General features: G+C 66.9%; 13 protein-coding genes. 7 read left to right on the top strand and 6 right to left on the bottom strand.

Annotation, left to right across the window (positions count from 1 at the left end):
* Positions 1-89 precede the first annotated feature (89 nt).
* The 3 genes from AC07O0_RS12715 (at position 90) to AC07O0_RS12705 (ending at position 4,116) form a co-directional block, all read left to right on the top strand.
* A complete protein-coding gene (locus tag AC07O0_RS12715; protein WP_494623476.1) occupies positions 90-2,006 on the top strand; it encodes a propionyl-CoA synthetase in 1,917 nt (638 codons plus the stop codon).
* 95 nt (positions 2,007-2,101) lie between these two features.
* Positions 2,102-2,425 carry a hypothetical protein gene (locus AC07O0_RS12710; RefSeq protein ID WP_494623474.1) on the top strand — a complete coding sequence of 108 codons (324 nt, stop codon included), beginning with the start codon at positions 2,102-2,104 and terminating at the stop codon, positions 2,423-2,425.
* Positions 2,422-4,116, top strand: a complete 1,695-nt coding sequence (locus AC07O0_RS12705; RefSeq protein ID WP_494623472.1) for a methyl-accepting chemotaxis protein — start codon at positions 2,422-2,424, stop codon at positions 4,114-4,116. The genes AC07O0_RS12710 and AC07O0_RS12705 overlap by 4 nt, the downstream gene beginning before the upstream one ends.
* A gap of 12 nt (positions 4,117-4,128) precedes the next feature.
* Here the strand turns inward: AC07O0_RS12705 and AC07O0_RS12700 are convergent, their stop codons facing one another.
* From AC07O0_RS12700 to AC07O0_RS12685, 4 genes are all read right to left on the bottom strand, one after another.
* A complete protein-coding gene (locus tag AC07O0_RS12700) occupies positions 4,129-5,013 on the bottom strand; it encodes an MBL fold metallo-hydrolase (protein ID WP_494623470.1) in 885 nt (294 codons plus the stop codon).
* 36 nt (positions 5,014-5,049) lie between these two features.
* Positions 5,050-5,784, bottom strand: a complete 735-nt coding sequence (locus AC07O0_RS12695) for a DUF1013 domain-containing protein (protein WP_494623468.1) — start codon at positions 5,782-5,784, stop codon at positions 5,050-5,052.
* A 179-nt stretch (positions 5,785-5,963) separates the two neighbouring features.
* On the bottom strand, positions 5,964-6,605 hold the full coding sequence (locus tag AC07O0_RS12690; protein WP_494623466.1) for a hypothetical protein: 642 nt from the start codon (positions 6,603-6,605) through the stop codon (positions 5,964-5,966).
* Between the two features lie 70 nt (positions 6,606-6,675).
* Positions 6,676-7,689, bottom strand: coding sequence for an NAD(P)H-quinone oxidoreductase (locus AC07O0_RS12685; RefSeq protein WP_494623464.1), 1,014 nt, complete (start codon positions 7,687-7,689; stop codon positions 6,676-6,678).
* A 78-nt stretch (positions 7,690-7,767) separates the two neighbouring features.
* On the opposite strand from AC07O0_RS12685, the gene AC07O0_RS12680 reads away from it, so the two are divergent.
* The 3 genes from AC07O0_RS12680 (at position 7,768) to rcdA (ending at position 9,444) form a co-directional block, all read left to right on the top strand.
* Positions 7,768-7,965: a DUF1192 domain-containing protein gene (locus AC07O0_RS12680; RefSeq protein WP_494623462.1), complete on the top strand. Its 198-nt coding sequence runs from the start codon at positions 7,768-7,770 to the stop codon at positions 7,963-7,965.
* Positions 7,966-8,255: 290 nt separating this feature from the next.
* Positions 8,256-8,552 (top strand): hypothetical protein, encoded by a 297-nt coding sequence (locus AC07O0_RS12675; protein ID WP_494623460.1) that lies wholly within the window; start codon positions 8,256-8,258, stop codon positions 8,550-8,552.
* A gap of 379 nt (positions 8,553-8,931) precedes the next feature.
* A complete protein-coding gene (gene rcdA / locus AC07O0_RS12670; RefSeq protein ID WP_494623459.1) occupies positions 8,932-9,444 on the top strand; it encodes a protease adaptor protein RcdA in 513 nt (170 codons plus the stop codon).
* 105 nt (positions 9,445-9,549) lie between these two features.
* On the opposite strand, the gene rpmE is transcribed toward rcdA, so the two are convergent.
* Complete coding sequence (gene rpmE / locus AC07O0_RS12665; protein WP_066471911.1) at positions 9,550-9,783, bottom strand: 50S ribosomal protein L31; 234 nt, start codon at positions 9,781-9,783, stop codon at positions 9,550-9,552.
* A 146-nt stretch (positions 9,784-9,929) separates the two neighbouring features.
* Between rpmE and AC07O0_RS12660 the strand changes: the two genes are divergently transcribed.
* Positions 9,930-11,708, top strand: coding sequence for an ABC transporter transmembrane domain-containing protein (locus AC07O0_RS12660; protein ID WP_494623456.1), 1,779 nt, complete (start codon positions 9,930-9,932; stop codon positions 11,706-11,708).
* Positions 11,709-11,808: 100 nt separating this feature from the next.
* On the opposite strand, the gene AC07O0_RS12655 is transcribed toward AC07O0_RS12660, so the two are convergent.
* Positions 11,809-13,563 (bottom strand): ankyrin repeat domain-containing protein, encoded by a 1,755-nt coding sequence (locus tag AC07O0_RS12655; protein WP_494623454.1) that lies wholly within the window; start codon positions 13,561-13,563, stop codon positions 11,809-11,811.
* Positions 13,564-13,596 lie beyond the last annotated feature (33 nt).

The following is a 13,596-nucleotide window of genomic DNA, read 5'->3' as shown; positions in this document are numbered from 1 at the left end:
TGGGCACGATCCCGCGCCAAATCCGGCCCGCAGACGGCCAGCCCGGAGTTCAGCTCTAGGCCGATAGCAGGCGAAGAGGAACGCTTTTCATGACTGCCAGCCATGCAAGCCGCTATGCTGAGATCTATGCCGCCTGGCAGCGGGACCCTGAGGCCTACTGGGCCGAGATCGCGGGGGGCATCGAGTGGATCAGGCCGCCGCAGAAGATTTTCGATGCGGAGGCCGGAATCTATGGCCGCTGGTTCCCGGATGCGAGCTGCAACACCTGCTTCAACGCGCTCGACCGGCATGTCCGCGACGGCCGGGGCGAGCAGACGGCGCTGATCTACGACAGTCCGGTCACGGGCACCAAGGCGAGCTTTACTTACGCTCAAATGCTCGACGAGGTCTCGACGCTCGCGGCCGTGCTGCAGGACCAGGGCGTCGGCAAGGGCGATCGCGTCATCCTCTACATGCCGATGATCCCCGAAGCAGCCATCGCCATGCTGGCCTGTGCCCGGATCGGGGCGGTGCATTCGGTCGTGTTCGGTGGCTTCGCGGCCAAGGAACTGGCGACCCGTATCGACGACGCCACGCCGAAGCTGATCATGACCGCGACCTGCGGCGTCGAGCCGACGCGGGTGGTCGAGTACAAGCCGCTGCTCGACGCCGCGATCGATCTAGCGACGCATAAACCCAACGCCTGCATCGTGCTGCAACGGCCGCAGGCCGACGCCTCCATGCATGTCAGTCGCGACAAGAACTGGCGGACCTTGGTTGCCGCTGCCCGTGCCAATGGCCGCAAGGCCGATTGCGTCGAAGTCGCCGCGACCGATCCGCTCTATGTGCTCTACACTTCCGGCACCACCGGCAGGCCCAAGGGCGTCGTCCGCGACAATGGCGGGCACATGGTCATGCTGCTCGCGACGATGACGCAGCTCTACGACGTCAAGCCCGGCGAGGTGATGTTCACAGCCTCCGATGTCGGCTGGGTCGTCGGCCACAGCTACATCGTCTACGGGCCGTTGCTGCTGGGCGCGACCTCGATCCTCTACGAGGGCAAGCCGGTCGGCACGCCCGATCCCGGCGCCTATTGGCGGGTGATCGCCGAGCACAAGGCGGTGGCGATGTTCACGGCGCCGACCGCCTTTCGGGCGATCCGCAAGGAGGACCCGCAGGCGACGTTCCTCAAGAATTACGATCTCTCGCAGTTCCGCACGCTCTTCCTCGCCGGCGAGCGGGCCGATCCCGACACGCTGAAATGGGCCGAGGATGTGCTCGGGGTGCCGGTGGTCGACCATTGGTGGCAGACCGAGACCGGCGCCTGCATGGTCGGCAATCCGGTCGGGCTCGGCCTGCTGCCGATCAAGCACGGCTCGCCGAGCGTGCCGCTGCCCGGCTACGACATCCAGTGCCTCGACGAGGGCGGCAAGCCAGTGCCGGCCGGGACGATGGGCGCGATCGTGGCAAAACTGCCGCTGCCGCCCGGCGCCTTGCCGACGCTCTGGCAGGACGATGCTCGCTTCCGCAGCGCCTATCTCGAAACCTATCCCGGCTTCTACAACACCTCGGATGCCGGCTTCATCGATGCGGATGGCTATGTCTTTATCATGGGCCGCACCGACGACATCATCAATGTCGCCGGTCACCGGCTCTCGACCGGCGGTATGGAGGAGGTGCTGGCCTCGCACCCGGCTGTGGCTGAGTGCGCGGTGGTCGGCATCAAGGACGCGCTCAAGGGCGAGCAGCCTTGTGGCTTCGTCGTGATGAAGGCCGGCGTGACGCAGTCTCCGGCTGAGGTCGAGAAGGAGCTGGTTGGGCTGGTGCGCGACAAGATTGGCCCTGTCGCAGCCTTCAAGCTGGCGATCACGGTGGCGCGGCTGCCGAAGACCCGTTCCGGCAAGATTCTGCGCGCCACGATGAAGAAGATCGCCGATGGCGAGGACTATGCCATGCCGGCGACGATCGAGGACCCGGCGGTGCTGGCTGAGATCGGGACCGCGCTGAAGGGCAGGGGGCTGGGCTGAAGGCAAGGCCGGGTAGTTCGGCGAAAGTACAACTTTACGTTGCTTTAAACAGAATCGTTCAGGATCGCAGGCGCTTATCCCGCCGGATTTAAACGATGGCGCATCGCCTCCGCGTCGGACCTCTGGCCTTGGCGATCGGTGTGTTGCTCGCACCGATCGTCGTCGTTCTAGCGCCGCGCGACGGGGCGATTGTCGTCGTGCTCGCTGCGAGTTCCGCCACGGCCGCCGAAGCGGTGAGCCGGGCGGACGGCGTCATTCTGGCCCCGATCGGCCGCTTCGGCCTGCTGGCCCGTTCGGACATCCCCGGTTTCTCGACGCGTCTTTATAGCTCCGGCGCCGCCCTCGTCCTGGCAGGGCTCGGTGGCGGCTGTTCCGGCCAGGCGCGCGATCCCCTCATCCCAGCGAGACGGTCCCCATGAGCCAGAGCCTCGAGACGTTCCGCCGCGCCTTCGCCAAGCCGCTGATGACCGGACAATGGCTGCTGGTGCCGGTGACCTGCGCCGTCGCCTGGTTCGCCGGCCATCCGGCGCTGATCGCGATCGGGCTGGTTTCGACCTTGCTCGCTGCCGCTACCATGCTGGCCTGGCGCTCTGACGGGATCGGTCTTTCGACCCGCGTGATCTCGACCATCGCGATCAACGGGCAGGTGGCGCTGCTGGTCTTCGCCGCCGAGGGCACGCGCTACCAGATCGACATGCACATGGCCTTCTTCGCCGCGCTCGCGGTGATGACGGCCTGGTGCTGCTGGCGCTCGATCCTGGCGGCGACGGCGGTCGTAGCGGTGCATCACCTCGTGCTCAACTTCGCCTATCCGGCGGCGGTGTTCCCTGATGGCAGCGAGTTCGCCCGCGTCGTCGTCCATGCCGTCATCCTGCTGGCGGAGGCGGGCGCGTTGATCTGGATCGCGCACCGGCTCGCTGCTGCGCTCGCCCAGGCCGATGAGGCAGCCTCTACGGCTCAACTCAACCAGGAGCGCGCCGAGACATTGCGTCATGACAGCGAAGCGAGCGAGACCGAGCGCGCCGCGATCGAAGCGCATTTGCTCGAAGCCGTCGCCGGCGTCGTCGACGCGGCCAAGCGCGGCGATTTCTCGGCCCGGACCGTCCGCACCGATGATCTCGGCCGGTTCAGTACATTGGTGAGCGGCATCGACGAACTGACTGAGGCCTGCGAATCCTTCCTGGACGAGGCCGACCGCGCGCTCTCGGCCTTGGCCGATGGCGATCTCAGCACGCGGATGTCGACCGGCTTCGAAGGGCGGCTCGCTGCCGTCGCCGGCAATTTCAACCGCTCGGCAGAGGCGCTCGCCGGGGCGCTCTCGGCCGTGGCTGATAACGCATCTCAGACGCGCGCTGCGGCCGAGGACATCCTCTCGGCGACGCTCGATTTGTCGCAGCGCGGGCAAAGCCAGGCCAATGCGCTGCAGGACACCTCCAGCGTTGTCGAGGAGATCGCGGCGACCGTCCGCCAGACCTCCGACATCGTCCAGACGGCGGCGCGCAAGGCTCGCTCGACCGCCGACGATGCCGGCGCGGGCGTCGCGGTCGCAGGCCGCGCGGTCGAGGCGATCGACAGGATCGACCAGCAGGCGCGCCGGATCGTCGACATCGTCGAGGTCATGGACGGGCTCGCCTTCCAGACCAATCTCCTGGCGCTGAACGCCTCGGTCGAGGCGGCGCGGGCGGGTGAGGGCGGGCGCGGCTTCGCCGTGGTCGCGACCGAAGTTCGCCGGCTTGCCCAGCAATCCGCGGATGCGGCGCGTGACGTGCGAGCTTTGATCAGCGAGACCAAGGTCCATGTCGACGAGGGGGTGAAGCTGGTGCGCGAGGCCGGTGCCAGCCTCAACACCATCTCCAGCGAGGTCGAGGAGGTCGCGCAGGCGTTCGGCGAGATCAGCCAGGCGACGGCCGAGCAATCGCAAGGCGTCGGCGCGATCGAGCGGGCTCTGGTCGAGATCGATGCTGCCACGCAGGACAACGCCCAGGCGGCGGAACGCACGGCTGCGGCCGGGCGTGGCATGGCCGAGGCGGCCGAAGCGGTCGCTAGATTGGCGGGCGGCTTCCGGCTCAATGGCGGGCAGGCCAGCGCGGGAATGCGCCGCGCGGCCTGAGCCGCGCCGCGATCAGAATCCCACCGCGGCGCCGTTCCAGCGCAGCAGCCGCGCCGGCCATTCCAGCCGCATCAGATCCTCGCCGACGATCAGCGGTCCGCCATAGCCGCCGGCGCGCAGTTCGGCGAAGAGTGCGGCGGTGTCGGCCCCCGGCGGAACGAGATGGGTCAGCGCCAGCGCCTTGACGCCGGCGCGCTGGGCGAGGCCGGCCACGACTGCCGGGGTCATGTGATAGCTCTGTACCGACGCCACCGTCTCGGCGGAGCGCACGCCGGGGGCGACCGGCATCTGGCTGTCGATGAAGACTTCGCAGACCAGCAGGTCGCAACCCTCGGCAGCCTGTTCGAGCGAGGGCGTCAGGCGGGTGTCGCCGGAGAACACGATGCGGCTGCCGTTCGCGGACAGCGCAAGCCCGAAAGCCGGCTCGACTGGCTTGTGATCGACGAGGAAAGCCTCGGCGGTGAGGTCGCCCAGGCCCGCGATCGGGCCTTCGCGCAGCTCTTCGAACACGACGTCGAGGCCGGTTGCATCGGGGCGCTTCTCGAAGGCGATGCGCAAGGCGCGTTCGCGGGCGAAGGCCTCGTACTGCCCGCGCATATTGGCGAGTGCCGGCTCCGGCGCGATCACGCGCCAGGGCCGGTTGCGGCCCTGATGCCAGGACGAGACGATCAGCTGGTAGAAATCGACCAGATGGTCGGAATGCTCATGGGTGACGATGAGCGCGTCGATCTGTGCCCCGGCATGGCCGGCGGCGACGAGGCGCTGGCTGACGCCGGAACCGCAATCGATGAGGAGCTTGCTGCCGCCCGCCTCGACGAGATGGGCCGGGCCGGCGCGGCGCAGGCTGACGGGCGGCGCGCCGCTGCCGAGGAAGGTGAAGGCGAGATCCGTGGTCACAGTCGCTCGCCTCCAGCCTCGATCAGCCAATCAAGCTCAGTAGCCGCCGTCGTCGTCCTCGTCGGCCGGGCGCTTGAGCTGCTTCAACTTGGCGAAGACCGAATCGACGTCGATCTTCTCTTCTTCCTCGCGCTTCGGCCGGCTCATGTCGGCGAAGGGCTGGGAGGCCGGTGCCGGCGCGGGCGCGGTGGTCTCCTCAGCCGGGAGCAGGGTCGAGCCGGTGTCCTGCAGGACCATGGCCGGGCGCTCCTTGGCGGCGCGGGCCACTTCGAAGTCGAGGTCGATCTGCGAGGCGAGGCCAAGGCTGACCGGGTCGATCGGCTGCAGCTGCTGGGTGTTCCAGTGGGTGCGATCGCGGATCTGGGCGATCGTCGTCTTGGTCGTGCCGATCAGGCGGATGATCTGCGCGTCCTTGAGCTCGGGATGGTTGCGCAGCAGCCAGAGGATCGCGTTCGGGCGGTCCTGGCGCTTCGAGACCGGGGTGTAGCGCGGGCCCTTGGTCCGCTTGATCTCTGGCACCTTGACCTTGCGCTCGGCGAGCTTGAGCTGGTGCGACGGGTTCTTGGCGGCGCGCTCGAGCTCCTCGCGGGTGAGCTGGCCGGAGGTGATCGGGTCGAGGCCCTTGATGCCGGCCGCGACCTCGCCATCGGCGATGCCGCGCACTTCGAGCGGATGCAGTTTGCAGAACTCGGCGATCTGCTCGAAGGTCAGCGAGGTGTTCTCGACCAGCCAGACCGCAGTGGCTTTCGGCATCAGCGGCGTTTGTGACACGGGCCGTCTCCTGGAATGTCGCGGGCAATAGCTCTCAGGCGCCGACCGGCCGCCCCGGCCGGTCATCCAAATCATCGACGATGAGGAGGATGGCGCGCCTTATAGGCAAAGCCGGGGTCGCTGTCCATGGAGGAACGATACCGCGGTTTGTCGTGACGCTTGTGAGATGTCGGAGAAATTCAATTTTTGAAACGTGCCGACCAGCTTTCAGCAGCATCAACGAACGATGTTCGATCTTCTGGTGGTCCCCAGACAAATCCGCCGCTCTCGTTTTGCGATCTAGCATTGTGGCATTTTTCCTGTGCCGTTTTCAACTTTCCCTGCAAAATAAGACCTGTTATCTCAGCGGCGAGAAATGCGCCGGGATAGCCTCGCGGGGCAGTTTGGATGAACGTCACAAATTCATCGATGCTGTATTTCTCGAAATTTGAACTCTGCTGCTCAGACCAATCTAATAAGCTGCCTGCAAGAGGGTGTGGTTCAAGCTCGTCGTCTAGCTCGATCTTGCTGAATGCGGGAGTCGAGCACGTCCAGGCGCCGTTCCAACGAAAAGATAATGGCATGCTTTTGTTCTCTTCGATTCCTGTTATTTCCCAGAATAACGGATCCAGAGCCATTGGTTTGATATAGAGAATTGCCGTTGTCCGCTTTTCAGAAAACCACGTCGCGAATACTACGCTGATAAACCAGCTGGCTCGCTCTTGAAAAAGGAAATTTGAATTTAAGCGCCAGCTTGTCCCGACACGGAGACGCCTGAGAGCCGCCGAGAGTTCCTTGCTTTTTAGGCGCCTTGCTTTCTGTTCCAGCTTTGACAGCGCCATCGAACGACCTTTCTTGGCGGCGGCACTTTTCTATCGAGAGTGATGATGCATTAGGTGGACAAGCTCGCCGTCACACCGTCAGCACGATCTTGCCGATATGGGCGTTGCTCTCCATCAGCCGGTGGGCTTCGGCAGCTTGCGCCAGCGGGAAGCGGGCGTGGATCACCGGCTTGCAGCGCCCCTCGGTCAGCAGCGGCCAGACTTTCTCCTCGAGCTCGCGTGCGATTCCCGCCTTTTCGGCGATCGTGCGCGGGCGCAGGGTCGAGCCGGTATGGGTCAGCCGCTTCAGCATCAGGCGGCTGAAATTGACCTCCGCCTTCGGCCCGTTGAGGAAGGCGATCTGGACGATGCGGCCGCTCTCGGCAGCCGCCTCGTAATTGCGGTTGATATAGTCGCCGCCGACCATGTCGAGGATCAGGTTGACGCCGTGCCCGCCGGTCGCCGCCTTGGCCGCGGCGACGAAATCCTCGGTGCGATAGTTGATGGCATGGTCGGCGCCGAGCTCGCGGCAGGCCTCGCATTTCTCCTCCGACCCGGCGGTCGCCAGCACGGTCGCGCCGAAGGCTTTGGCGAGTTGGATCGCAGTGGTGCCGATGCCCGAGGTGCCGCCATGCACCATGAAGCTCTCGCCCTTCTTCAGGCCGCCGCGCTGGAAGACATTGGTCCAAACGGTGAAATAGGTCTCGGGGATGGCGCCGGCTTCCTCCAGCGACAGCCCGGCCGGGATCGGTAAGGCATTGTCCTCATGGACCACGGCATATTCGGCATAGCCGCCGCCGGCGACGAGAGCGCAGACCTGGTCGCCGACCTCGTAGCGCGAGACGCCCTCGCCGAGGGCGACGATCCGGCCGGCGATCTCGAGGCCGGGGATGTCGGAGGCGCCGGGCGGCGGGGCATAGCCGCCCATGCGCTGCAGTACGTCGGGCCGGTTGACGCCGGCGACCGCGACATGGACCAGGAGCTGGCCGGGGCCCGGTTGCGGTACGGGGCGCTGCTGCGCTTTCAACACATCCGGGCCACCGGGTGCATCGAAGCCGATGGCGGTCATCATCGCGGGCAGGGCGGGGGGCGATTGGGTGGTCATGGGCATCTCCTCGCCTGTGGTGCTGGCGTTGTGCTCCGATTAAGCTCGCGCGCTCCGAGGATGCAAGGCGAGGCTATGATGGCTGGATTTCTCGACGACGACCGTCCGGTGCCGAAGCGGGCTCACGAGATCGGGCAGGACTTGTCGCAACTCTCCGTCGCCGAGCTCGGCGAACGCATTGCACTGCTGGAAGCGGAGGTCGAGCGGCTGAAGGAGGCCCGCGAGAAGAAATCGGCGTCGCGCTCCGCCGCCGACGCCTTCTTCAAGAAGGCCTGAGGCGAAACCGCGGCGGTCAACAGCTGTCGCTGGTGCCGCGACAATTTCGGAACGGTTGAGTCCTTCCTGCCACGCGACAAGATGCGCCAGTCGATGAACGGATATTCATCTTCGCATAGCGAGCGCAAGCGCCTATCCTGAGGACGTGGACAGAAGGCGGCCGGATGCCGCCTGCCGCGCCGATGCGATGCTCGGCCGGAGCCATTCCGACAATGACAGCAGGTGGACGAAGCCCGGGACAGCCGAATGCTGTCCGCGATGGTGCGCCTGCTCAAGACAGGAGACAGACGATGCGCTTGGTCGCGCTCGCCATGGCCTTGCTCGCTGCCACACCCGCGGCTGCCCTGGAAGACATCGCCAATCTCGGATTGCGCGAGGATGGTGGAAAACCGCTCGCCGCGCTCCGGCTCAAGCTGCCTGACACCGTCGTGGTCGTGCAGGCGCCGGTGACCGTACTTGGCGGACACAGTATCGAGATCAAGCGCGAGATCGCGCCCAGCGTCAGCCTCGGGGGCACCTATCGCTACTCGCTCGGTGAGCGCTTCGTCAGCGAGCGCTTCGGTCTGAAGCTGACGGTAACGCGCTAAGTCGGGAACTGCGCCGGGATCGTTCGAATTTGTCGCATTTTCGGGCGGCGTTAACGGTCGCTTAACGATTCCGAATTATGAATCGTATTGTCCAGTTTGTCTGGATGTCGAGTGGCTCCTGCCCACTCTGTTTGACGCCTCCCTGTTGACCTTCGAGCCGCCTTCGGGGCGGCTCTTTTTTCGTCTGTTGCCCGATCCAGCCGGGCAAGGCGGGGGCGTCGCCGGACCGGACCATCGCACCGTTAACCTTAATGATGCGTTACCACGGCGCGGACAAGATCATGGCGTTATCCTTGCGACGTCCCGGCCAGAACCGGCGTTGCGTCCTTCGATCGCACGCCGCTGTGCCGATTGGAGACATGGGATGACCGATTTGACGATGCTGAGGCCCGAGGTCGAGGACGGCGCGATCTCATTCGCGCGCGGCTTCGTCAAATCGGACGCGTTCATGCAGCTGTTCCGCGAGGGTATGGGGCTGGTCGAGGCGACCGCCTCGTACCTCGACGGGGAGGGGCGAGCCGAGTCGGCGGCGCTGCCGCGCGAAGTTTCGCTGACCTACGCGACCGAGAGCATGCGCTTGACGACGCGGCTGATGCAGATCGCCTCCTGGCTCCTGGTGCAACGTGCCGTTGCCGAGGGCGAGATGAGCGCCGAGCAGGCTCGTAACGAACACAACAAGGTGCGCATCGCCGAGCCGATGCTGCAGCCGACCAGCGCCGAGGCGGAGCGCTTGCCGCAGCGACTGCGCGACTTGATCGGCCATTCGATCCGCCTTCAGGAGCGCATCCGGAACCTCGACGAGCAGATGTCCGGCGCTGTTCGTCCCGCCGCGGCGAATCCGGTACGCGGTCAGCTCGAGAGTCTGCAGGCGCGGCTCGGCCTGCTGCGCTGAGGAGGACGCGCCGCGGCCTATCGTCGCCATCAACGCAAAAAGCCCGGCCGCGAGGCCGGGCTTTTCTGTAGGGGTCGCAGGCCCGAAGGGCCGCGAAAACGCGAATTACTTCTTGCCGAGAGCGCCGAGAGCGCCGAAACGCGAGTTGAAGCGCGAGACACGGCCGCCGCGGTCCAGCATGTGCTGGGTGCCGCCGGTCCAGGCCGGGTGGGTCTTCGGGTCGATGTCGAGGTTGAGGGTGTCGCCCTCCTTGCCCAGCGTCGAACGCGTGAAGTATTCGGTGCCATCGGTCATGACGACCTTGATGGTGTGGTAGTCGGGATGAATGCCGGTCTTCATGGCGAAATCCTCAATTGTCGAAAAGCGGGTGGCCGGAACACGGCGCACATCGCCGGCTCTTCGAACAATTCGTATGAGCCTGTCGTGAAGTCGGCTGCCCATAGCGCAGCCGCAGCGACGGTGCAAGCTTTTCGGGATAGGTAAGCGTGGCGAACGAGAACAACGAAGACCAGAAGGCGCGGCCGGATTTCAGCGCGCTGCGCTCGTTCTGGCCCTATGCGCTGGCGCAGAAGCAGCGGATCGCCTTCGCGCTCGTCGCGCTGATCGTCGCCTCGGTCGCGACACTGGCCTTGCCGATGGCAGTCAGGCGCGTCATCGATGTCGGCTTCTCCGGCGGCGAGCAGCAGCTGGCGAATTCCTATTTCGCGATCCTGATCGGCGTCGTAGCCGTGCTGGCGCTGGCGAGCTCGTTCCGTTTCTATCTGGTGATGACGGTCGGCGAGCGCGTCGTCTCGCAATTGCGGGCCGACGTCTTCGCGCATCTGACCCGGCTCGAGCCCGCCTTCTTCGACGCCAGCCGCGCCGGCGATCTGGTCTCGCGCCTGACCGCCGACACCACCCAGATCAAGTCGACCTTCGCCTCGACCGCCTCGATCGCGCTGCGCAACGGCATCATGTTCCTCGGCGCCCTGGTGCTGATGATCATCACCAGCCCGCAGCTTTCGGCGATCGTGATCGGGGCGATCCCGCTGGTCGTGCTGCCGCTGGTCTTCTCCGGGCGCAGCGTGCGCAAGCGCGCTCGCGCCGCGCAAGACCGGCTGGCCGACGCCTCCGCCTTCGCCTCGGAGGCGATCGGCGCGATCCGGACGATGCAGTCCTTCGGTGCCGAGCGCGACACGACGGCGCGCTTCCAGGGCGCCTCGGACGGCGCCTATGCCGCCTCGCGCGATGCGACGCGCTCGCGCGCCTGGCTCTCCGGCATCGCGATCTTCCTGGTCTCGGCCAGCGTCGTGCTGGTGCTCTGGGTCGGCGCGACCGAGGTCTTCGCCGGGCGGATGAGTGGCGGGCGCCTGTCGCAGTTCGTGCTCTACGCCGTTCTGGCGGCAAGCTCGCTCGGCCAGCTCTCCGAGGTCTATGGCGACATCTCGGCCGCTGCCGGCGCCGCCGGGCGGCTCGGCGAAATCCTCGCGACCAAGCCCGCCATCGCCGCACCGCCGCATCCCAAGGCGCTGCCGCAGCCGCCGGTCGGCGCGCTCGCCTTCGAGGGCGTCTCCTTCCGCTATCCCGGCCGCAGCAACCTCGCGCTCGCCGATCTCGACCTTTCGATAAAGCCGGGCGAGCGGGTCGCGCTGGTCGGCCCCTCCGGCGCGGGCAAGAGCACGGTGCTGCAATTGGCGCTGCGCTTCTATGACCCGTTCGCCGGACGCGTCGTCGTCGACGGCGTCGCCGGTCCGGAAGCCGATCCGACCGACTGGCGCAGCCGCTTCGCTCTGGTGCCGCAGGAGCCGACCGTGTTCGGCGTCTCCGTCGCCGACAACATCGCCTATGGCCGCCCCGGGGCGAGCCGAGCGCAGATCGAAGAGGCGGCCCAGCTCGCTGCGGCGGACGGCTTTATCCGCGCTTTGCCCGATGGCTACGACACGATCATCGGCGAACGCGGCGTCACCTTGTCGGGCGGCCAGCGCCAGCGGCTCGCCATCGCCCGGGCCGTACTGAAGGACGCGCCGATCCTGCTGCTGGACGAGGCGACCTCGGCGCTCGATTCGGAAAGCGAGCGCGCCGTGCAGGACGCGCTCGACCGATTAATGCAGGGGCGGACCACGCTGGTGGTCGCGCACCGCCTCGCCACCATCCTCTCAGCCGACCGCATCCTGGTGATGGAGGATGGGCGGGTGGTCGAGGAAGGCACGCACGCCGCCCTCGTCGCCAAGGGCGGGCTCTATGCGCGGCTGGCGGCGCTCCAGTTCGGGCTGGAGGCGGCTTAGTTTTCCTTTCTCCCCTCGGGGGAGAAGGTGTCTGCGAAGCAGACGGATGAGGGCAGTACGACTGGGTGAACGAAAAAGGGCCGCTTGCGCGGCCCTTCCCTCATCCGTCAGCGCTTCGCGCTGCCACCTTCTCCCCTGAGGGGAGAAGGGAAGCCTCGATCAGCGTCGCGGCATCGAGCAGCCCCCGCTTGCGCGCCGCCTGTGCCGGCATCAGTCCTTCCGCGTTGCGCGCGGCCGGGTCGGCCCCTGCTGCCAGCAGGAACTCGACGAGATCGCAGGCGCTGGTGTCGTCGTCGGGCAGGCAGAACAAGGGCTGCTCGCCGGAGCGAGCCGGTGCCGTGGCGAGCGCCGGCTCCCCGGCGAAGAGCGTCTCCAGTCGCTCGATCTCGGCGGCCTCGCACAGAGCCTGAATGTCGCGGCTGCGCGAGGCCAGATAGATCTGCGCGGCGCTGGCGCCCTGATGCCGTGCCCAGCCGAGCGGGGTGGAGCCATAGCGACGCTCGATCGGATCGATCTCAGCGCCCGCCTCGACCAAGAGCGCGACGATCTCGATCGCATCGCTCCCTGCCGCCTCGTGCAAAGCGCGGACGCCGTCGCGCGTTTCGGCATCCGGCGAGACGCCGAGCCGGAGTGCGAGCGCCGCGATCTCCGGCTTACCCTGCCGGATCGTGACGAAGAGTGGCGCCGGGCTGAGCAGGAACTCCGGATTGCCGTCGAGCAGCCGGCGCGCCTCACCCTCGTCGCCACGGGCGACCGCAGCGGTGAAGGCCTCCTGACCGCTGAGTTCGACCGGGCTCGCGCCATTGTCGACGAGCAGGCGGACGAGATCACTGCGACCGTCGAGCATGGCCTGCTTGACCAGGCTCTGCTTCGAGTAGGCGTTGAGCGCCTGGGCATTGGCGCCATGGGCGAGGAGCCAGGCGGCGCGCTTGGGCTGGCGCGGCACGGCGTTGCCGAGGAGATAGTCGAGCGGCGGCGCCGGCAGTTCCCGGACGGGCTCGCGCCAGCGCCCGGTTTCGCCGCGCTTGTCGGTCTCGCTCCAGAGCAGGTCGAGCCAGAACACCTCGTCGGCGCCGAGCGACGAGTTGTAGAGCGCCTGACCGTTGAGTGGATCGGCGCCTCGGTCGATCAGGAGCCGTGCCAGCGCCTCGGCCTGCGGATGCGGTGGCTGAGCGCTCTCGCCGCCGCCGATGACGCCGGTCAGCGGGGTGAAATGATTGGTGCCGTCACTCCACAGCGCATTCGGGTCAGCGCCTTGGTCGAGCAGGAGCTGCGCGATCGCGACGGCGTTGCGTGACAGCGCCTCGTTCGGCAGGCGGGTGAAGGCGAGGCGGACCAGCGGCGTCCAGCCGTCGAAGTCGCTGGGCCGGTCCGCGAGCGGAGCATCCTTGCTGAGAAAGCTCCGAACGACATCGAGATCATGGGCGGCGACGGCGGTGTGAATGCTGTCGCGAGCAATCTCGGGGTGGCGTTCGAGCAGGCGCTGCGCCAGCGCGCCGCGCGCCGGCCGGTCGGCCTCGTACTCGCCCCAGCTCTGTGTGCCCGGCCTGACGCCATAGCGCAGCGCCGACTTCTCCAGGAACAGCACGACGAGCGCGGCATGGCCGCGTGCCGCTGCTTCGCGCGCGGCGAGCTCCTGCTTCAGCGCCGCCCAGTTCGCCTGCCCGTAGTCGCGGGCGAGGGCATGCTGGACCTCGCGCAGCTTGGCCGCGCCGGCATGGTTCGGGATCAGCTTGCGGAAACGGTCGAGCGCCTCGGCATCGCCGGCCTCGATCTCCTTCAGCCAGCGCTTGGCCTGGCGGCGGATCGTTTCGAGGGTCGAGCGGGACGTGAGTTCGCGGCTGGGATCAGACATGGGTCTTCCTTCCGAGGAAAGCCTGATGTCCGC

The organism is Allobosea sp. GW821-FHT10B12, assembly GCF_059415545.1.
Note: the sequence above shows the minus strand (reverse complement) of the source record. Positions and strands in the feature narration are given on the sequence as shown.